This window comes from Rhodopseudomonas sp. P2A-2r, from assembly GCF_026015985.1.
Lineage (GTDB): Bacteria > Pseudomonadota > Alphaproteobacteria > Rhizobiales > Xanthobacteraceae > Tardiphaga.
Genome location: NZ_CP110389.1, coordinates 3312077 through 3330129, shown reverse-complemented (window position 1 = coordinate 3330129; position 18053 = coordinate 3312077). Strand labels below are relative to the sequence as shown.

17 protein-coding genes and 1 pseudogene are annotated in these 18053 nt (G+C 64.2%); 4 read left to right on the top strand and 14 right to left on the bottom strand.

Annotated features, from left to right (window positions below; translation table 11 throughout):
• The first annotated feature begins 1 nt into the window (after position 1).
• From ONR75_RS16090 to ONR75_RS16080, 3 genes are all read left to right on the top strand, one after another.
• Positions 2-1135 carry a glycosyltransferase family 4 protein gene (locus ONR75_RS16090; RefSeq protein WP_265083464.1) on the top strand — a complete coding sequence of 378 codons (1134 nt, stop codon included), beginning with the start codon at positions 2-4 and terminating at the stop codon, positions 1133-1135.
• A gap of 109 nt (positions 1136-1244) precedes the next feature.
• Positions 1245-2780: an undecaprenyl-phosphate glucose phosphotransferase gene (locus tag ONR75_RS16085; RefSeq protein WP_265083463.1), complete on the top strand. Its 1536-nt coding sequence runs from the start codon at positions 1245-1247 to the stop codon at positions 2778-2780.
• 83 nt (positions 2781-2863) lie between these two features.
• Positions 2864-4219, top strand: a complete 1356-nt coding sequence (locus ONR75_RS16080; RefSeq protein WP_265083462.1) for an O-antigen ligase family protein — start codon at positions 2864-2866, stop codon at positions 4217-4219.
• Here the strand turns inward: ONR75_RS16080 and ONR75_RS16075 are convergent.
• The 11 genes from ONR75_RS16075 to ONR75_RS16025 all read right to left on the bottom strand — a co-directional run bounded on the left by ONR75_RS16075 (position 4206) and on the right by ONR75_RS16025 (position 13491).
• On the bottom strand, positions 4206-4463 hold the full coding sequence (locus ONR75_RS16075) for a hypothetical protein (protein ID WP_265083461.1): 258 nt from the start codon (positions 4461-4463) through the stop codon (positions 4206-4208). The two genes, ONR75_RS16080 and ONR75_RS16075, sit on opposite strands and share 14 nt — an antisense overlap.
• Before the next feature lie 288 nt (positions 4464-4751).
• Positions 4752-5501, bottom strand: coding sequence for an SDR family NAD(P)-dependent oxidoreductase (locus ONR75_RS16070; protein WP_265083460.1), 750 nt, complete (start codon positions 5499-5501; stop codon positions 4752-4754).
• Positions 5498-6157 (bottom strand): NAD(P)H-dependent oxidoreductase, encoded by a 660-nt coding sequence (locus ONR75_RS16065; RefSeq protein ID WP_265083459.1) that lies wholly within the window; start codon positions 6155-6157, stop codon positions 5498-5500. The genes ONR75_RS16070 and ONR75_RS16065 overlap by 4 nt, the downstream gene beginning before the upstream one ends.
• A 14-nt stretch (positions 6158-6171) precedes the next feature.
• Positions 6172-7059: a branched-chain amino acid ABC transporter permease gene (locus ONR75_RS16060; RefSeq protein WP_265083458.1), complete on the bottom strand. Its 888-nt coding sequence runs from the start codon at positions 7057-7059 to the stop codon at positions 6172-6174.
• Entirely contained in the window at positions 7052-7822 is a 771-nt protein-coding gene (locus ONR75_RS16055; protein WP_265083457.1) for an ABC transporter ATP-binding protein, read from the bottom strand. The genes ONR75_RS16060 and ONR75_RS16055 overlap by 8 nt, the downstream gene beginning before the upstream one ends.
• Before the next feature lie 2 nt (positions 7823-7824).
• Positions 7825-8820: a branched-chain amino acid ABC transporter permease gene (locus ONR75_RS16050; protein ID WP_265083456.1), complete on the bottom strand. Its 996-nt coding sequence runs from the start codon at positions 8818-8820 to the stop codon at positions 7825-7827.
• On the bottom strand, positions 8792-9520 hold the full coding sequence (locus tag ONR75_RS16045) for an ABC transporter ATP-binding protein (RefSeq protein WP_265083455.1): 729 nt from the start codon (positions 9518-9520) through the stop codon (positions 8792-8794). The genes ONR75_RS16050 and ONR75_RS16045 overlap by 29 nt, the downstream gene beginning before the upstream one ends.
• Positions 9517-10668: an ABC transporter substrate-binding protein gene (locus ONR75_RS16040; protein WP_265083454.1), complete on the bottom strand. Its 1152-nt coding sequence runs from the start codon at positions 10666-10668 to the stop codon at positions 9517-9519. The genes ONR75_RS16045 and ONR75_RS16040 overlap by 4 nt, the downstream gene beginning before the upstream one ends.
• A gap of 67 nt (positions 10669-10735) precedes the next feature.
• Positions 10736-11509 (bottom strand): HpcH/HpaI aldolase family protein, encoded by a 774-nt coding sequence (locus ONR75_RS16035; RefSeq protein WP_265083453.1) that lies wholly within the window; start codon positions 11507-11509, stop codon positions 10736-10738.
• A gap of 4 nt (positions 11510-11513) precedes the next feature.
• Positions 11514-12452 (bottom strand): hypothetical protein, encoded by a 939-nt coding sequence (locus ONR75_RS16030; RefSeq protein WP_265083452.1) that lies wholly within the window; start codon positions 12450-12452, stop codon positions 11514-11516.
• 97 nt (positions 12453-12549) lie between these two features.
• Positions 12550-13491 carry a DUF6282 family protein gene (locus ONR75_RS16025; RefSeq protein ID WP_265083451.1) on the bottom strand — a complete coding sequence of 314 codons (942 nt, stop codon included), beginning with the start codon at positions 13489-13491 and terminating at the stop codon, positions 12550-12552.
• A gap of 219 nt (positions 13492-13710) precedes the next feature.
• Between ONR75_RS16025 and ONR75_RS16020 the strand changes: the two genes are divergently transcribed.
• Complete coding sequence (locus tag ONR75_RS16020) at positions 13711-14538, top strand: IclR family transcriptional regulator (protein ID WP_265083450.1); 828 nt, start codon at positions 13711-13713, stop codon at positions 14536-14538.
• A gap of 95 nt (positions 14539-14633) precedes the next feature.
• Here ONR75_RS16020 and ONR75_RS16015 read toward each other — a convergent pair.
• The 3 genes and pseudogenes from ONR75_RS16015 to ONR75_RS16005 all read right to left on the bottom strand — a co-directional run.
• Positions 14634-15536 (bottom strand): annotated as a pseudogene (locus ONR75_RS16015) (Bug family tripartite tricarboxylate transporter substrate binding protein); the annotation flags it as partial.
• 13 nt (positions 15537-15549) lie between these two features.
• Complete coding sequence (locus ONR75_RS16010; RefSeq protein WP_265083449.1) at positions 15550-16614, bottom strand: tRNA-dihydrouridine synthase; 1065 nt, start codon at positions 16612-16614, stop codon at positions 15550-15552.
• Positions 16611-18044, bottom strand: a complete 1434-nt coding sequence (locus ONR75_RS16005; RefSeq protein ID WP_265083448.1) for an aldehyde dehydrogenase family protein — start codon at positions 18042-18044, stop codon at positions 16611-16613. The genes ONR75_RS16010 and ONR75_RS16005 overlap by 4 nt, the downstream gene beginning before the upstream one ends.
• Between the last annotated feature and the right edge of the window lie 9 nt (positions 18045-18053).

The window sequence follows — 18053 nt, the reverse complement described above, 5'->3', positions numbered from 1 at the left end:
CATGCAGGACATGTCAAACAAGCAGCTTCGCATCCTGCACGCCGTCCGCGCGCCGGTCGGCGGCATCTTTCGCCATATCCTCGATGTCGCCAACGGACAGGCGGAACGTGGACACCAGGTCGGCATCGTTGCCGACAGCCTGACCGGCGGCGACCGGGCCGCGGCCGCACTGGCCGAAATCGCGCCCCGCCTTTCACTCGGTGTCTACCGGATGCCGATGCAACGCGAACCACACTTCACCGATGCGATGGCCTGGACCCGGTTCATGCGCCTAGTCCAGCGCCTGCGGCCGGACGTGCTGCACGGCCACGGCGCCAAGGCAGGCGCGTTTGTCCGCATGAAACCGGCATCGAAAGATGCCATCCGCGTCTATACGCCGCACGGCGGGTCGCTGCACTACCCCTCGAACACGTTGAAGGGCCAAGTCTACAGCCGCCTCGAACGTGCATTGATGAACCGCACCGAACTGTTCCTGTTCGAGAGCGCGTTCGCACGCAACACCTATCAGCGACTGATCGGCGCCCCATCGGGCCTGGTCAAATGCGTCTTCAACGGCGTCACTGCCGATGAGTTCGATCCCATCGAGACCGCCGATGACGCCACCGGCCTGGTCTATGTCGGCGAGTTCCGGCACATCAAGGGCGCCGACCTGCTAATCGACGCGGTGGCGCAGCTGCGCGCCCATGGCAGACCGGTGACCCTGACTCTCGGCGGCGACGGCGAGGAAACCGCGGCGTTGAAGGCGCAGGTACAGCGGCTCGGTCTGACCGAGGCGGTGCGCTTCATCGGCCACATCAAACCACGCTACGGATTTTCCAAAGGCCGCCTGCTGGTGGTTCCGTCGCGCGGCGACTCCATGCCCTATGTGGTCATCGAGGCGGCCGCCGCTGCCATGCCCATCATCGCGGCCAATACCGGCGGCATCCCGGAAATATTCGATAGCCATACCGACGCGCTGTTCACCGCCGGCAACGTCAATGCGATGGCCGAGGCCATCCGAACTGCGATCGATGCCCCCGAAGCCGCACGCGCACGCGCCGACGCGCTTCGTGAACGGATCTCTCTGCATTTCTCCCAGAAGGCAATGGTGGAAGGCGTCATTACGGGCTACCGTGAAGCCTTCGCAAGACGTTAACCGGCATTTACCCGATAACCAATTCTTCCGAATTGTCCGGTACACCTTGCTGCATCCCATTCCGCCCGGCGCGCATTGACGCAAGCCGGCGAAAGCACGGATTTACGACGTGGAACCGATCAATGCACGCTCCATGCTCGATGCAGCGGCGACCGCAGGCGATGGCCGGCAGGTTGAACGCCGCCGCCGCCTGTCGCCGGCTGCCCTCGCCGTCGCCAACCAGAAAGTCCGCACGGCATATTCGCCGATCGTGATCGCCGGCGTGGTACGCATCGCGGATTTTGTTCTGCTCAGCGTTGTCGGCGTCGTGCTCTATCTGCTCTATGTCGCCCGCATCGACGGGTTCCGCTGGGACTATGTCAGCGCCATCCTCGTCATGAGCGTGGCCGCGGTGATCTGCTTCCAGGCCGCCGATATCTATCACATCCAGGTATTTCGCGGCCAGTTGCGGCAACTGACGCGCATGGCTTCGGCCTGGGCCTTCGTGTTCCTGCTGTTCATCGGCGTATCGTTCTTCGCGAAGCTCGGCGGCGCGGTGTCGCGGCTGTGGATGGCATCCTTTTTCATCATCGGACTGACGCTGCTCGTTGCACAGCGAGCCGCGCTCCGCGCATTGATCCGTCGCTGGGCCCAGCAGGGTCGCCTCGACCGCCGCACCATCATCGTCGGCGCCGACAATAGCGGCGAGACGCTGATCAGGGAACTCAACGCCCAGGAGGATTCCGACCTGCAGATCCTTGGCGTGTTCGACGACCGCAATGACAAGCGCTCGCTCGACACCATCGCCGGCAGCCCCAAGCTCGGCAAGGTCGACGACATCATTGAATTTGCCCGCCGCACCCGCATCGACCTCGTGCTGTTCGCGCTGCCGATCACCGCCGAGGGACGCATTCTGGAGATGCTGAAGAAGCTCTGGGTGCTGCCGGTGGATATCCGGCTGTCGGCACACACCAACAAGCTGCGCTTCCGCCCGCGCTCCTATTCCTATCTCGGCAAGGTACCGACGCTCGACGTCTTCGAGGCGCCCATCACCGACTGGGACCTGGTGATGAAGTGGTTGTTCGACCGCGTGGTCGGTGCACTCATTCTGCTGGCGGCGACTCCCGTGATGGCGCTGGTGGCACTAGCTATCAAGCTCGACAGCCCCGGCCCGGTGCTGTTCCGCCAGAAGCGGTTCGGCTTCAACAACGAGCGGATCGACGTCTTCAAGTTTCGCTCGCTGTACCACGACCAGGCCGATCCGCTGGCCACCAAGGTCGTGACCAGGAACGACACCCGGGTCACCCGCGTCGGACGCTTCATCCGCAAGACCAGCCTCGACGAGCTTCCGCAACTGTTCAACGTCGTCTTCAGCGGCAACCTGTCGCTGGTCGGTCCGCGCCCTCATGCCGTCCAGGGCAAGCTGCAGAGCCAGCTGTTCGACGAGGCGGTCGACGGCTACTTCGCGCGCCATCGCGTCAAGCCCGGCATTACCGGCTGGGCCCAGGTCAACGGCTGGCGCGGCGAAGTCGACAGCGAGGAGAAGATCCAGAAGCGCGTCGAGTTCGACCTTTATTACATCGAGAACTGGTCGGTGCTGTTCGATATCTACATCATGCTGAAGACGCCGGTGTCGCTGATGACCAAAAACGAAAACGCCTACTGAGGCGTCGTGACCGGGCCGGCAGCACCGCCCTGCCGCCGTGTCCCGCGCGACGATGGGAATGCTTCCGGCGTGACGAGATTCCGATGACCGATACCGCATCCGCCGACCTCGCCCCGCCGCACGCGATCGTGCCCGGCGTGATGACGCTGCAGAACTCGCTGCTGTGGCTGGTCGGCTTCGGCGGGGCCATCGTGTTCATCGAGCCCAGCCCCTACGAACTCGCCATGGTGGCCACCATGATCGTCAGCGTCGCGGCGGGGCTGCGGATGCAATATGCCTTCCTGCCGCTGCTGGTGCTGCTGTTTCTTGTCAACATCGGCTACACGATCTGCGCCGCCTACCTGCTCGACAAGCTACCGATCATCAACTGGATCCTGACCTCGTGGTACATGGCCGTGACGGCGATCTTCATGGCCATGGTGATCGCCGAGAACACCGCAGCGCGGATCGACCTGCTCCGCCGCGGCCTGATCGCCGGCGCCGTCGTCACGTCGCTGGCCGGCATCGCCGGTTATTTCAACCTGTTTCCCGGCGCGGGCAGCCTGTTCACCCTGTACGGCCGTGCCAGCGGCATGTTCAAGGATCCCAACGTGCTCGGCGCGTTTCTGGTGCTGCCCGGTCTGTTCGCGCTGCAGAGCGTTGTCAGCGACGGATTCGGACGCGCCCTGCGCAGTGCCATTGCGCTTGCCATCATTACCCTGGCGCTGCTGCTGGCATTCTCTCGCGCGGCATGGGGCCTGTTCGTCATCACCGCCGCCTTCATGCTGTTCACGATGATTCTGACCAGCCCGTCGAGCAAGCAGCGCTCGCGCATCATCATGATGGCACTCGCCGGCATCGTCGCGGTGGTGTTGCTGATCCTCGTGCTGCTGTCGTTCGACTCCATCGCCGACATGTTCAAGCAGCGCGCCAGTTTCGACCAGAAATATGATGAGGGTCGTTTTGGCCGCTTCGGCCGTCATCTGCTCGGCGCGCAGATGGCGCTCGATCTGCCGTTGGGCATCGGCCCGCTGCAGTTCACCAGGTTCTTCCCGGAAGACACCCACAATTCCTATCTGAACGCCTTCATGTCCGGCGGCTGGATCTCCGGCATCTGCTATCCCGCGTTGATCTTTACGACCGTGTTCCTCGGTTTCCGGCTGGTGTTCGTGCGGGTGCCCTGGCAACGCGCCTATCTGGCCGTGTTCTCGGCATTTCTCGGTACCGTCGGCGAAGCCTTCGTCATCGACACCGACCACTGGCGGCACTTCTGGATGATGCTCGGTCTCATGTGGGGCATGTTCGTCGCAGCCCGTCGGTACAGCCCGAGTCCTGCCGGCGGCGCGGCCACGGCCGATGGCTCGTCGGACCTGCGCCGCGTAGCGCCCTCCGGTCAAACGAAAACAGCCCCGCCTGGGGCGGGGCTGTTTCGCATCAAGCCTGAATTTACCGCTGGATGATCACGGTCCGACCGCGCGGGTGACGGTCCCAGCCACGATGATGGCCACGATCGCGACGGACGTATTCGGGGCGGCTGCGACGATAACCATCGCCACGATAGCCGTCGCGGTGGCCGCGATAACCGCCGCCGCCGTTACCGAGCTGAACGCTGATGCCCTGGGCCGCGACCGGCGCTGCGCTGGAGATCACGGCGGCGCTGGAGATCGCCGCAGCGACGGCAATAAAGGCAAACTTCTTAAACATAGGATTGTCCCTTCCTGAAAGTATCGCCGGTCAATGGATGCCCGCACGAATGGTTCCATCCCCTCGGCCATATCGGGACAACCCGCGATAATACGACCTTTTGCGGTAACAACTTGTTAACCTTGCGGGCGCAGTCTTGGCTCCAAGCGAGCGTGGACCGGATGTACGTCGGCGCGAGATCATGGCCCGGAGTGTCTCACTCCGGGCCATTTCCATTTGCGGCACGCACGACCGCCGCGCCCCCGCAGCGGTCGATCCTGCCAAGCATCGGCCATTCCGGCCGCAGTGTCAGCTCACGCCGCCATCGGCGACAATCGTTCGGCCGGTAACCCAATTGGCGTCGGGCGACGCCAGGAACAACGCGATGCCGGCGATATCGTCGGTCTGGCCGATACGGCCGAGCGGCGTCATTGCCAGGATGCTCGCGCTGCGCTCGGCCAGAATGCCGGCCGTCATTTCGGTCTCGATGACCCCTGGCGCGATCGCATTGACGGTGATGCCGCGCGGTCCGAATTCTTTTGCCAGCGCGTGCGACAATGCGGAGACCGCGGCCTTGGACGCGGCGTAGATCGAGGCACCCGGGATAGGCCTTGTGGCCAGCGCCGACGAGAAATTGATGATGCGACCGCCCGGCGCTGGCATGTGCGGCAGCGCCGCCTGGATCATCGCGACAGTGCCATAGACATTGGTGTCGAAGGTCGCGTGAAACAAAGCCGGATCGGTGGCCTCGAAAGGCCAGTACTCGGCGATGCCGGCACAGTTCACCAGCACATCGATGGTACCGAACCGCGCCACGACCTCCGCCACCATCGCCTTGGCATCTTCAGGCTTCGCCACGTCGCCGATAACAACGATGCCCTGCCCTCCTGCTGCGGTGATCTCGCCGAGAACCTTGTCCGCCGCTTCCCTGCCGCTGCGACAGGCAATCGCCACGCGAAACCCCTCGGCAGCGAAGCGCCTGGCAATGCCGGCGCCGATGCCGCGCGAACCGCCGGTCACGAGCACCACCTTGTTGCGCACCTTGTTAGCGTCGCTCATGCTGCGTCCTTCCTGGCTCCGGCAATCTCGAGCACGCGCGCGCGCCATTGCTGCAAATAGGCTTCGCGGCCGGCGGCATCGATGCGCGGCGCGGCGTAGGCCACGAACGACGGACAAGATTTCATGCCGAGATATTCCACCATCAGATGCTGCGTTGGATACAGCACCTGATCGATGGGCCCGTAGACATTGCCCGCCGAGAACCGCTCCACCGTGCCGCCCGTGGTCAGGCACAGCAGGCCAATCTTGTCCTTGAAGTAGCCGCTGTCGAAACGCTTGCCGTCGGCATAGGCGAAGCCGAACGCCATGACGCGATCGAACCAGCCCTTCAGGATCGCCGGCACGCCGCCCCACCAGATCGGAAATATCCAGACAATCATGTCGGCCTTGAGCACGCGCTGCTGCTCGCGCACCAGATCGGGCGCAAAGCCGCCGTTGGCATAAGCGTGGCCCTGCTCGTTCTGATAGTGAAAGCGGCCGGCATCGTGGACCGTGGTGAAGTCATGACGTCCGGCGACCGGGTTGAAGCTTTCACCGTAGAGGTCGGAGACCTCGACATGGTGGCCCGCGACGGTCAGAGCGTCCTGCGCGGCATCTTTCAGTGCGCAGGTAAACGACGTCGGCTCCGGATGGACATAGACCAGCAAGACATTCATGAATCGGTTCCTGCTCAGGCTTTCTTGGCAAAGCCGCCGAACAGGCCGTTCGGAAAGAACAGCAGCACGATCAGCAACAGCGTCAGCGAGATGATGTTCTTGAAGCCGGCGCCGAAGAACACGATGGCCTCGGACTGGACGACGCCGAGGAAGATGCCGCCGACCAGCGCCGCCGGCGGGCTGCCGAAGCCACCGATGATCGCCGCGATGAATCCGTTGATGCCGAACGGACCGCCGACCATGTAGGCAGTGTACTGCGTCGGCGTGATGAGAATGCCGGCGGCGGCGCCGAGCGCCGAGCTGAGTGCGAAGGCGACGATGAGCATGCGCTCGACGGGAATGCCCAGCAATGCTGCGGCTTCGCGGTTCTGGGCGCAGGCGCGCAGCGCCCGGCCCATGCGCGTGCGGTTGAAGAACTGCTGCAGCGCGAACACCATCACGGCGCCGCAGCCAAGCACCCAGAACAACTGGTAGCCGATGGCGATCGGGCCGATCTTGAGCGGGCCGCCGGAGGTGAATTCCGGATAGGTGCGCGGCTGGTCGCCCAGCGTGAGGATCACCACCTGCTCGATCAGCAGCTGCACGGCAAGCGTGGCCAGAATGATCGCGAACAGCGGCGCGTTACGCCGCCACATCGGATTGATGACAAAAATCTGCACGAGCACGCCGACGCCGGCGACCAAGACGATGGCGAGGATCGCCGACAGCCACATCGGCAGGCCGTAACGCGTCAGGATGGTGTGCGCGAACATGCCGCCGAGCATGACGAACACGCCCTGCGCAAAGTTGACGATGCCGCTGGCATTGTAGATGACGCAGAAGCCGATGGCTATCAGGCCGTAGATCAGGCCGATGCCGAGGCCATTGACCAGGCTCTGGATCAGTTCGACGACGCTAGGCATTCTCTTCCTCCACGCCGAGATAGGCGGCAATGACCTCGGGATGGGCCTTGATTTCGTCCGGCGTGCCTTCGGCAATCTTTTTGCCGAAATCCAGCACCGCGATGCGATGCGCGATGCGCGTAACGAGGCCGACGTCGTGTTCGATCAGCAGCACGGTGGTGCCCTGGGCATTGATCTTCTGGATGATGTCGGCGAGGCCCGCAGTCTCCTGGGTATTGAGACCGGCGGCGGGCTCGTCGAGCAGCAGCAGCTTCGGCTTCGAGGCCAGCGCGCGCGCCACTTCCAGCAGCCGCTGTTGGCCATAAGGCAGAATCTCGGCGTCCTGCTCCGCCTGGGCGCCGAGACCGACGAAGTCGAGCAGCTCGTGGGCGCGCTCGCGCACCTCGATTTCCTGCCTGCGGAACCAGGCCGGGCGCAGCAGCGAGGCGGCGACGCCGCCGCGGGTGGCGAGATGGCAGCCGACCTCGACGTTCTCGATCACCGACATGCCCTTGAACAGCTGCACCAGCTGGAAGGTGCGCACCAGGCCCATGGCCGCGATCAGATCCTGACGCATATGGGTGGTGTCGCGGCCGTCGAACGCGATGCTGCCAGACGTCGAGGCGAGAAAGCCCGAGATCATGCTGAAGAACGTGGTCTTGCCGGCGCCGTTGGGGCCGATGACCGCAAACAAGCTGCCCTCGGGGACTTCGAGATCGATCTCGTTATTGGCCGCCAGGCCGCCGAAGCGTTTGGTCAGGCCTTTGACCTTGAGAAGCGCCATGACTACGCCTCCTCCCTTTTGCGCGGCCGGAACAGCTTGCCGAGCGACGACAGGCCCTTCGGCGCGTAGATCAGCATGCCCAGCAGAACGACCGCATAGGCGATGTCCTGAAACTTGCCGACGCTGCGGAAGATCTCCGGCAGCAGCGACGCCACGATGGCGCCGACGATCGGGCCGATCATGGTGCCGACACCGCCGACATAGAGCATGGTGAAGGTGATGATGCTCATCTGCGGACCGAACACTTCGGGGCTGATGAAACCGACCGTGTGAGCGAACAACGAGCCGGCAGCGGACGCATACAGCGCGGCGATGACGAAGGCGATCAGCTTGAAGCGCGGCACGCGGATCCCGAGCGCCGCGGCGCCGTTCTCGCTACCGGAAATGGCACGCAGTCCGCGGCCGAACCGCGAGTCGCGCATGCGCTGCGAAATCCAGAACGCGAAGCCGAGCAGCACCACCAGCGCCACCAGCTTCCAGCGTTCGTTCTCGATCCCGAAGCCGGCGATGCCGAGCGGCGGAATACCGGAATAGCCCATGTAGCCCTGGGTCAGGCTGGTCCAGTGGATCGAGATATCGTAGGTGATGAGCCCGAGCGAGAACGTCGCCATGGCGAGATAGTGCCCGCGCAGCCGCAGCGTGGGATAGCCGATCAGCAAGGCGGCGACGCCTGCCACGACCATGGAGACGATCATCGCCAGCGCCGGCTCCCAGCCATACTGGACGCAAAGGATGGCACTGCCGTAACCGCCGATGCAGGCGAACGCGTTCTGACCGAACGACGCCTGACCGGTATAGCCCATGAAGAAGTTCAGACCGATGCAGAACACGCCGTAGATCATGGCGAGCTGAAAAACGGTCAGCAGATAGCCGCCATAGATCAGCGCGCCGACGGTGAGCAGCCCGCAGAGGACCAGCAGGCCGATCTGGAACCGGTCGAGACTGACGCGCGCGGTGCGCGCGGCGGGCTCAGGTGAAGTAGTACTGGGCGAGGTCATGATGCGACTTGATCTCGTGCGTCGGCAATTCGGCGCGCACGCGGCCGGAGGAAAGGATGTAGACGCGCTGGGCAAGCTTGAGCGCCAGCGGCGCCTTCTGTTCGACCAGCAGGATGCCGAGGCCCTCTTTGTTGAGCGCACCCAGCGTCGAGAGAATTTCCGTGGCGACGCGCGGCGCAAGACCGAGCGACGGCTCGTCGAGAATCAGCAGTTTCGGATCGGCCATCAATGCGCGGCCGACCGCTAGCATCTGCTGCTCGCCACCCGACATCGACGACGCGGTCTGCGACACCCGCTCCTTAAGGCGCGGAAACAGCGAGAACACTTTTTCCAGCTGGCGGTCGCGGTCGGCCTGCGAACCGGTCAGCTTGTAGGCGCCGATCTGCAGATTTTCCCGGACGCTCATGTCGCCGAACAGGCCACGGCCCTCCTGCACCATGATAATACCGAGATCGGCCAATTGATGGGTTTTCAGGCCGGTCACGTCCCGGCCCTTGAACGCTACCTGACCGGTACTGGCGATCAGTCGGGTGATGGCGCGGAGCAAGGTGGTCTTGCCCGCGCCATTGGGCCCCAGGATGGTAACGAACTCACCCGGCGCCACGTGGAGACTGGTCGGACGAAGCGCCTCGATGTGGCCGTAGCGAGCTGCCAGATCGTGGACAGCAATAAGATGCGTGGCGTCGGCGTTCACCGTCATTTCTTCAGGACCAGCTTGCCGTCTTTCACCGAGGCGATCACGTAAGGATTTTGCGTAATGCCGATGTGTTGCTGGGCCGTGAAATCGTAGGACGCACCCGCGCCGTCGTAGTGGCCGAGTTGCTCGAATGCGTTGCGTACCGCTTCGCCTTCGGTGGTGCGGGCCTTCTTCATGGCCGCTGCAAGCATCAGCAGCGAATCCCACGCGCGCGACGCCTGCGCATTGTCCGTCCGGCCGTATTTGTCTTTCATCGCCTTGACGAACGGCTCGGCCGCGGCGCGGGCCTTGGGATCGGTGATGACGCTGATGTCATCGGACGCAATCTGGATCAGCGGCGACGGGACCAGGTACTGTTCGCCCAGCACCTTGCCGGCGGCCTGTAGGATGTCGAGCTCGTTGATGCTGCCCAGCATCAGCATCTTGGTCAGACCGAGACTGCGGATGTTGTTGGCCACGGTGACCACGGCGTTGCCCTGGCCCAGCATGATCAGGGCTTCGGCGCCGGCGGCATTGATACGACCGATCTGCACGCTAAAGTCGGAGTCGTCCTGCTGGTAGGTCTCGCTGGCGACGACCTTGAGGCCGAACTCCTCTGCGCCCTTCTCGGCCAGGCCCTTCATCAGCAGGCTGTACGGACTCGGATCGGACAGGATGCCGATCTTGCGGATCTCCGTCTTCTCCTTGAGATAGGCGTAGCGGGTATCGACCTCATATTTCGGCGGCGGCAGGAACTGGAATGCCCATTTGATCTCTTCCGGCTGGCGCGGCAGGATCGAGCACAGGAACATCGGCAGCTTCGCCTTCGAGACGAAGCTGGCGGCAGCGAAGTTGCCGGCCGAGATGCAGCCGCTGTCGAAGGCGACGACCTTGTCCTCGGACATCATCTTGCGATAGACGACGACCGCCTGCTGCGGCGTCGACTTGTTGTCCTCGGTGACCAGTTCGAGTTTCTTGCCGAGAACGCCACCCTGCTTGTTGACCTCCTCGATGGCGACGGCCAGGCCGTCACGCCAGTGGCCATCGGTGGCGGAGCCGTAACCCGTCAGGCCGAGCGAGGAGCCGATCTTGATCGTCTCCTGTGCCACAGCCGGCAGTGCCGTCGCCATCGTCAGCAGCATGGCGACAACAAGCGCGTTGCGCGATCTCATGTGTCCCTCCCGGTGTTTTATCTTGTTTGGCTTGTTATTGGCAGCTTCAGTAAACGCGGCGGCTCCGTCAGGACGGGCCGCCCACCTTGCCGCGAACATCCTTCAGGTTGGATGTCGCCGCCTGGCGTAGAAAACCCTGGTCCGAATTGAGCACGAACACGGTGGCGCCGCGCGAATTCAGCCACTCGGCCTCGGTAGCGTTGCCGACATAGACGCTGATCGGCTTGCCGGCCTTGCGGCCGGCTTCCGAAATGAGCTCGACCGCACGCAGTACCGCCGGCGGGTCCTTGGTCTCGTCGCCAAACGCCGCGGTGAGATCGCCGCGTCCGATGAACAGCGAGTCGACGCCCTCGACGGCAGCGATGGCGTCGATCTCGTCAAGCGCCACCGGGTCCTCGATCTGGGCGACGAACACCATCTGCGCGTCGGCGGCCGCGATGTGCGTCCACATCGGCACACCGCTGTAGTTGCCGGCGCGGGTGCTGGTCGCGAAGCCGCGGCTGCCGTTGCGATAGCGGAACAGCGCCGCGATCTCGCGGGCAGCCGCCGCGGTCTTCACATGCGGCACCAGCACGCCGGTCGCGCCGCAGTCGAGCACGGAGAGGATCGAATCCGGACCGGGCACGCGCACCAGCGCCGGAATGTCGTGGGCCCGCGCCGCCAGCAGGGCGATGTCGCTGGTGGTGCGGTCGAACGGGCCGTGCTCCTGGTCGATCACCACGAAATCGTAGCCGATGTTGCCGAGGATCTCGGTGGCGTGGCTGGTCGGGGTCTTCAGGAAGGTGCCGACAAGTTTATCGCCGGCCAGCATGCGCTGCCGGAAGGTGGAAGCATTGGTCATATCATCAAGCCTTTGCCGCTGTGGTCTGGGTCGCCGTCGGCGGCATCGGATATTCGTCAGCGTTCAGGATCCAGCCCGGCTTTTGCGAGAAGTCGAGGCGAGGTGGGCAGAAGATGTCGACCAACTGGTTGAACTCCTTGCCGCAGGCTTCGGTGGTGTGGATCGACGGCGGCGGAATGAAAGCGAGCGACGGCGTCTTGCACAGCTCGTGATCGTCCTCGCGCCAGTTCGCCTTGTTGACCGTCCACGGCCAGCGCAGGTGATGGACGAACTCGCCTTCGACGGCGAGCGAGCACTGCTCGAAATCGTCATGATGATGCGGCGACAGTTTTGCAGCGTCGCGCGGGCCCTGATAGCCGTCGAGATAGTTCACCATGATGGTGGTGCAGCGCCAGATGCGGCCGAAGCGGCCGGGCTCCGGCGCCACGTCGAGGCTGTAGACGCGCAGACGAAAGCCGTCCTTGGGCGCCGGCCAGTCTTCCAGCAGCGCCACATACGGCTTCGCATGGGCGTAGGACGCGGCGTTGGCGCATTTGGCGGCGAGATCGGTCGAGCGCGTGGTAAAGATGCGCTGGATACGGCCGGGTTCGATGATCTTGATGCTCGACGCGCCGGGCGGCACGAAGGCCAGCGAGCGGCCGTTGACGCGCTGGGTGCCGTCGGCGGTGGTGATCTCGACAACCACCTTGGGGTCGGACAACAGCACGGCGTATTCGTCGGGCTGATCGGTGCGGGCGAGAACGCCGCCGGCCTTGCCCTCGGTATAGGCGACCAGGAAATTCTGGCCGCGGCCGTACCAGCTCTTACCTTCCGGACCGTCGTCCTGCGGCGGCTGCTCGTAGAACTTCAGGTATTCGGCCTGCCCGAACGGGCCCGGCGGCACAGGCTTGGCGGCAGCAGCGGCAGGCGCGAGCTTGGCGCGCGGATCAGTAGCGTCATACATGAGCGATCTCCCTTCAACTTTTGGTTCGGTCGCCTAGTCTAGGCGACCGGCAGCGCGCGGCGCACCGGCCATTTCGTGCGTTCCATTGTGCGGAACGTCAGTTGGCCCGTGCCGCGGCGACGTCCGCCTCGATGCCCATCGCGCGCGCGGTGTTGGTCGAGATCATCTTGCGGATCTGCTCGTCGTCGTAGCCGAGGTCCATGCACAGCCGGATGCCGCGGCGGAAGCCGTCGAGCGGACTGAAGGTGCCGGTCTGGCCGAGATCCGAGCACAGCATGGTCTGCTCCACTCCTGCGGCCTCGATCTGGTTGCGCAGATCCTCCGGCTCACGGCTCTTGAACTTGCAGCCTTCGAGGAACATGCACAGCGAGTGCTCGACAAAAGCCCCCATCGCCGCGATGCCTTTGACATCGTTCAGCGAGGCATCGACAATGTCTTCCGGATGGGTGAACACTAGGCGCTTGACGCCACGGCGCTGCGCTTCTTCGAACACCACCCAGGTCTCGCTGACATGGAGATGGCCGCTGGCCAGCACCATATCGTTGCTGGCGACGATATCGAGTACTTCCTTGACGTCGTCGCGCACCGTCTTGTCGCCGTTCAGCACCGGGATCACGGTGACGGGCCGCATCTTCTCGGTCGATGCCGGATGCACCCATTTCGCCGACTCCTGCCAGCGCAGGTGGTTCTCCGCGGCAAGCGTCGGCATCCAGACGATCTTGCCGCCCATGGCGGCGGTGTGCTCGACCGCATAGGGGTTGAAGCCGCCCACCACGTTGTTGAGCACGATGCTCGAATAGATCTTCGTCTTCAGCTCGGGATGGTGCTTCCTGATCAGCGCCGCGGTCATCACGCCGCTGTAGTCGTGATCCTTGGTCACCACGGCCGCGAAGCCGGCCTCCGAGGCCTGCTGCAGCAGTTCGAGATGATCGATGCCGCGCAACGCGATCGAGGGGCCGCTGTGCACATGCGGATCGATCGCGCCTTTCAACAAGGCATCAATGCGCTGCTCGACGTCGGAATTTGCCGGTCCTGTCATTTCCTCACCGCCTTCTTGGTTCTAGCGCTGCCCGGTGATCTCGCATAAATTGTTCGCGAGAGCGAAACTCTGTTTCATTTTAAGTTAATGCAGTGTCGAACGGCCTGTCAACAGCCAAGCGGAATCTCGGCTCGATGAGCGCCAGCGTTGCAACATCGATTGCACTTGCGCGACTTTGCGTTACGTTGTTCCGCGCTCGTGAACTGCTGCGGAGATCCGATGAACGAACTGAAACCGGGCGGGGTCCACTCCGTCCAACTTGCCATCGATGTGCTGGAGGCGGTCGCCTTCGCTGACGACGAGTTGGGCGTGACGCAGATCGCCGAACGCCTGAACATGACCAAGGGATCGGTGCACCGGCATCTGCAGACGCTGGTCGAACGCGGCTATCTGGCGCAGAACGCGACGACGTCGCGCTACGCCATCGGCCCGCGGAGCCGCCTGCTCGCCCGGCATGCGCCGGAGACGGATCTCGTGCACCTCGCCGACGGGCCGATGCGGCAATTGCGCGATGCGCTTGGGCATCCGGTGGTGCTGTCCGAAATGACGCCGCGCGGCGCGCTGGTTCTGAGCAAGCTGTCCGGCAGGTCTCCGATCGAAATCGGCGTGCGGCCGGGCAGCGAGCTGGCTTTTCATGCCTCGGCCCAGGGCAAGGTGATGCTGGCGTTTGCGCCGCTGCCGCTGCGTGCCCGACTGCTCGGCCAGCCGCTTCAGCGCTTCACCGACAGGACCATCGTGTCGGCACGCAAGATCGAGCAGGAATTGCAGGAAGTTGTCCGGCTGGGTTTTGCCACGGCGCCGGAACAGGCCATGCTCGGCCTGAACGCGGTGGCGGCGCCGATCTTCGATGCTCAGGATGCCTGCATTGCCTGTGTCGCACTGGTCGGCTCGATCCAGTTTCTGCCCGAGAAGCCGCGGCCGTCCGATGTGGCGCAGCTGATCGAGACGGCCCGGCAGATCTCGCGCAAGCTCGGCCAAGGCCACGGCGCGGACCAGCCCGCCGCTGCAAAGCGCGGCGGCCGAACGCCGCGCCGCGCCCCCGTGTGATGCCAGGTTATCGACGACGCCTTGTCAAAGGTGATGTTGGCGTCCTTGATGATCGGGCTCCACTTGTCGATCTCGGACTGCGTGAAGGCCGCCAGATCGGCCGGACTTCCGCCTGCCGGCTCAGAACCGAAGCTAACCAGCGATTCCTGGGTCTTCGGATCTTTCAGCCACACATTGGTGGCTGCATTCAGTCTGTCCACGATGTCGGAAGGCACCTTGGCCGGCACCAGCATGGCGTACCAGACACTGGCCTCGAAACCTGGAAGGCCGGACTCCGCGACCGTCGGCACATCCGGCAGCACCGACCACCGTTTGGACGATGCAATGGCCAGCGCCTTGATCTTGCCTTCGCGGACGTTGGACACGTAAGGCGCCATCGAGTCCATGCCGATATCGATGTGACCTCCGAGAAGATCGGCGAGGATGGCGGCCGCACCGCGGTACTGCGTCTTGCCGAATTCGATGCCGGCCTTGCTTGCCAGCAGTTCCCCGGTGATGTGGCCCAGCGTGCCGTTGCCGGGAAAGCCGCCGGTGACCTTGTTCGGATTAGCTTTCGCATAGGTGATGAATTCGGCCAGCGAGTTATACGGCGCATCGGGCCGAGCCGTGACGATCACCGGCGCCTTGCCGACCAGCACGACCGGCGCGAAATCGCGCTGCGGATCGTATTCCATGTGCTTGTACATCAGCTTGTTGGTGGCGGCTTGCGACGTCGTCGCAAACAGGATCGTGTAGCCATCAGGTGCAGCGCGCGCAACGCTGGCCGCGCCGATATTGCCGCCGGCGCCGCCCTTGTTTTCAACGATGAAGGGCTGACCGAACTTCGCGCTCAATTCCTGGGCGAGGCTACGGGCGATCACATCCGAGGTGGTGCCGGCCGTGAACGGCACAACGATCGTGACAGCATGCGTCGGCCAGGTCTGGCTGTGACCTGGTGCAGCATGCGCAAGGCAGAATGCCGCCGCAAGCAGCCCCAGTGCGGTCGCCCGCCGGTTCATTGATCGCATATCGTCAATCCTTTCGAATGCTCGCTTCGCCGTCGGCAACATATTTTTTCCAGTCGTCGGTCCGCAATGGCATATCGGAAAACGCCTTGCGCTGATCCGCGGCAACGCCGACAAGCTCGGCGGCCGTGAGCCCCTTGCGCTGCAGGTAAGCATCAAGCTCCTGCAAGGCGTCTGACAGCACCGACGATCCGCGCAGCATCACCTCCGAGGCCATCTCCACGGCGCTGGCACCGGCCAGCATCGCCCGGACGATATCGAGTCCGTTGCGCACGCCATTGGTGGCAATCAACGGCTTGTCTGGACCGTTCTGCTGTCGCGACACGGCCAGCCAGTAACAGGTGAGCGGCAGATTCCAAAACCCGCCGACCCCCAGGGCGGTGCCCAGAAGCGGCTGCAATGTCTCGACGTCGGGGACGAATCCAAGCAGGCGTCCTGCCATGATGACCGCGTCGCCGCCGCCGCGATACGCCGCAGCAGCGAGATCGGGCACGCGCTCGCTCTGCCCGGTGAGCTTGACCCACAATGGAATGCCGATCGCCTGCCGCACCGTGGAGACGATCATCGCCACCCGCTCGGGATCGAGCTCGGTCGACACCACGCCTCTGGCCTGGCTCGCATAGGGCGTGCCGATGTTGAGTTCGAGGATGCGCACACCGGCCTGCTCGACCTGCCTGGCCATCGCCACGGTGTTCGCGAGATCCGCGACGATCAGGCTGGCAATGGCATAAGAATCCATCGCCTTGGCCTCGCGATCGAGCTGCACCGTCTGCTCGAGCCAGGCCGCGAAGTCCTGCGGGGTCAGCCCGGAGCGGGTGGCGATGAACGCCGTGGCCGGCGCCTCCGGCGTCCACGGGATTTCGCGCCACTGCTCGTCCAGCAGCATGTACTGCGCGCGCTGCAGCTGGTCGCGGCCGCGCTCCGACTCGTTGATGGACTTGACCACCACCGCGCCGGCGCCGGTGCGCAAGGCGCGCCGAACGCCATCCGCCGCGATGTGGTGCTCGGCCGATCCGGCGATCAGCGGATTCTTCAGCGGTGTGCCGCCGACGGTGACATTCATGCGGGTCATTGCGCGCTCGCCCGGTAGCCGAGGATCGCCTTGACCTCGAGATATTCCTCAAATCCGAACACCCCGAACTCGCGGCCATTGCCCGACTGCTTGTAGCCGCCGAACGGCAGGCTGCGATCGAAGCGCGCGCCGTTGAGATAGACCCGCCCTGCCCGGATGCGGTTGGCGATTTTTCGCGCGCGGTCGAGGTCTTTCGACTGCACGAAGCCCGCTAGGCCGAATGGCGTGTCGTTGGCGATGTCGACCGCTTCGTCCTCGGTGTCGTAGCTCATGATGGACATCACGGGCCCGAAGATCTCCTCGCGGGCGATCCGCATCTGCGGCGTCACGTCGCCGAACACCGTCGGGCGAACGTAATAACCGCGATTGACTTCCGCCGGCCGTCCCATGCCGCCGGCGACCAGCGTCGCGCCTTCGTCGATGCCGGACTGGATCAGATCCTGGATCTTGTCGAATTGTCCCTGGTTCACCATCGGCCCCATGGTCGAAGCCGGATCGAGCGGGTCGCCGAGGCGTATGCTGTCGACGGCCTCGCGCGCCGCCGCGAAGGCCGCGTCGCGCGAGGCGCGCGGGATCAGCATGCGCGTCGGCGACTGGCAGTTCTGGCCGCCGTTGGTATAGCAGGCGTGTACGCCTTCGATCACCGCAGTCTTCAGGTCTGCGTCGCCCAGGATGATATTGGCGGACTTGCCGCCCAGCTCCTGGGCCACGCGCTTCACCGTGTCCGCGGCCAGCTTGGCCACCCGGATGCCGGCGGATGTCGATCCTGTGAACGACACCATGTCGATGGCGGGATGGGCGGCGATCGCCTCGCCCACCACAGGTCCGTCGCCGTTGACGAGATTGAAGACACCGGCCGGGATCCCGGCATCGTGAATGATCTCGGCGAGCAGCATGGCACTGAGCGGCGCGATCTCACTGGGCTTCAGCACCACGGTGCACCCGGTCGCCAGCGCCGGTGCGACCTTGGAGGCCACCTGGTTGAGGGGCCAGTTCCACGGCGTGATGAGTCCGCAGACGCCAATCGGTTCACGCCGGACGATTTCGTTCCCCATCCGCTCCTCGAACCGGTACTCCGCCAGCACGCGCGCGGCCTCTTCGAAGTGAAACAGCGCGACGGTCGCCTGGCGTTCGGTCGCAAAGGTGATCGGTGCGCCCATTTCGAGCGTCATCATCCGCGCCAGGTCGGGCAGCCGCGCCCTGAAGCCCTCGATGACCTTCCGCAGGTAGGTGAGGCGGGCCTCGACGCTGACGTCGCACCAGGTCGCGAAAGCGCGGCGGGCCGCCCTGGCGGCACGATCGACATCCTGCCGCGAGCCCAGGCTGATTTGCGCAAAGGTCTCCTCGGTGGCGGGATTGACGATGCCCAACGTCGACGGCGTGGCCGGATCGACCCAGGCGCCGTCGATGTAGAACTTCAACTTGTTCATTGTGCTTTC

Bases quoted from the DNA above. Each gene is read 5' to 3' on its own strand.
- ONR75_RS16090 (WP_265083464.1), top strand. From the start codon at position 2: ATGCAGGACATGTCAAACAAGCAGCTTCGCATCCTGCACGCCGTCCGC.
- ONR75_RS16080 (WP_265083462.1), top strand. From the start codon at position 2,864: ATGACCGATACCGCATCCGCCGACCTCGCCCCGCCGCACGCGATCGTG.
- ONR75_RS16075 (WP_265083461.1), bottom strand. From the start codon at position 4,463: ATGTTTAAGAAGTTTGCCTTTATTGCCGTCGCTGCGGCGATCTCCAGC.
- ONR75_RS16070 (WP_265083460.1), bottom strand. From the start codon at position 5,501: ATGAGCGACGCTAACAAGGTGCGCAACAAGGTGGTGCTCGTGACCGGC.
- ONR75_RS16065 (WP_265083459.1), bottom strand. From the start codon at position 6,157: ATGAATGTCTTGCTGGTCTATGTCCATCCGGAGCCGACGTCGTTTACC.
- ONR75_RS16060 (WP_265083458.1), bottom strand. From the start codon at position 7,059: ATGCCTAGCGTCGTCGAACTGATCCAGAGCCTGGTCAATGGCCTCGGC.
- ONR75_RS16055 (WP_265083457.1), bottom strand. From the start codon at position 7,822: ATGGCGCTTCTCAAGGTCAAAGGCCTGACCAAACGCTTCGGCGGCCTG.
- ONR75_RS16050 (WP_265083456.1), bottom strand. From the start codon at position 8,820: ATGACCTCGCCCAGTACTACTTCACCTGAGCCCGCCGCGCGCACCGCG.
- ONR75_RS16045 (WP_265083455.1), bottom strand. From the start codon at position 9,520: ATGACGGTGAACGCCGACGCCACGCATCTTATTGCTGTCCACGATCTG.
- ONR75_RS16040 (WP_265083454.1), bottom strand. From the start codon at position 10,668: ATGAGATCGCGCAACGCGCTTGTTGTCGCCATGCTGCTGACGATGGCG.
- ONR75_RS16035 (WP_265083453.1), bottom strand. From the start codon at position 11,509: ATGACCAATGCTTCCACCTTCCGGCAGCGCATGCTGGCCGGCGATAAA.
- ONR75_RS16030 (WP_265083452.1), bottom strand. From the start codon at position 12,452: ATGTATGACGCTACTGATCCGCGCGCCAAGCTCGCGCCTGCCGCTGCT.
- ONR75_RS16025 (WP_265083451.1), bottom strand. From the start codon at position 13,491: ATGACAGGACCGGCAAATTCCGACGTCGAGCAGCGCATTGATGCCTTG.
- ONR75_RS16020 (WP_265083450.1), top strand. From the start codon at position 13,711: ATGAACGAACTGAAACCGGGCGGGGTCCACTCCGTCCAACTTGCCATC.
- ONR75_RS16010 (WP_265083449.1), bottom strand. From the start codon at position 16,614: ATGACCCGCATGAATGTCACCGTCGGCGGCACACCGCTGAAGAATCCG.
- ONR75_RS16005 (WP_265083448.1), bottom strand. From the start codon at position 18,044: ATGAACAAGTTGAAGTTCTACATCGACGGCGCCTGGGTCGATCCGGCC.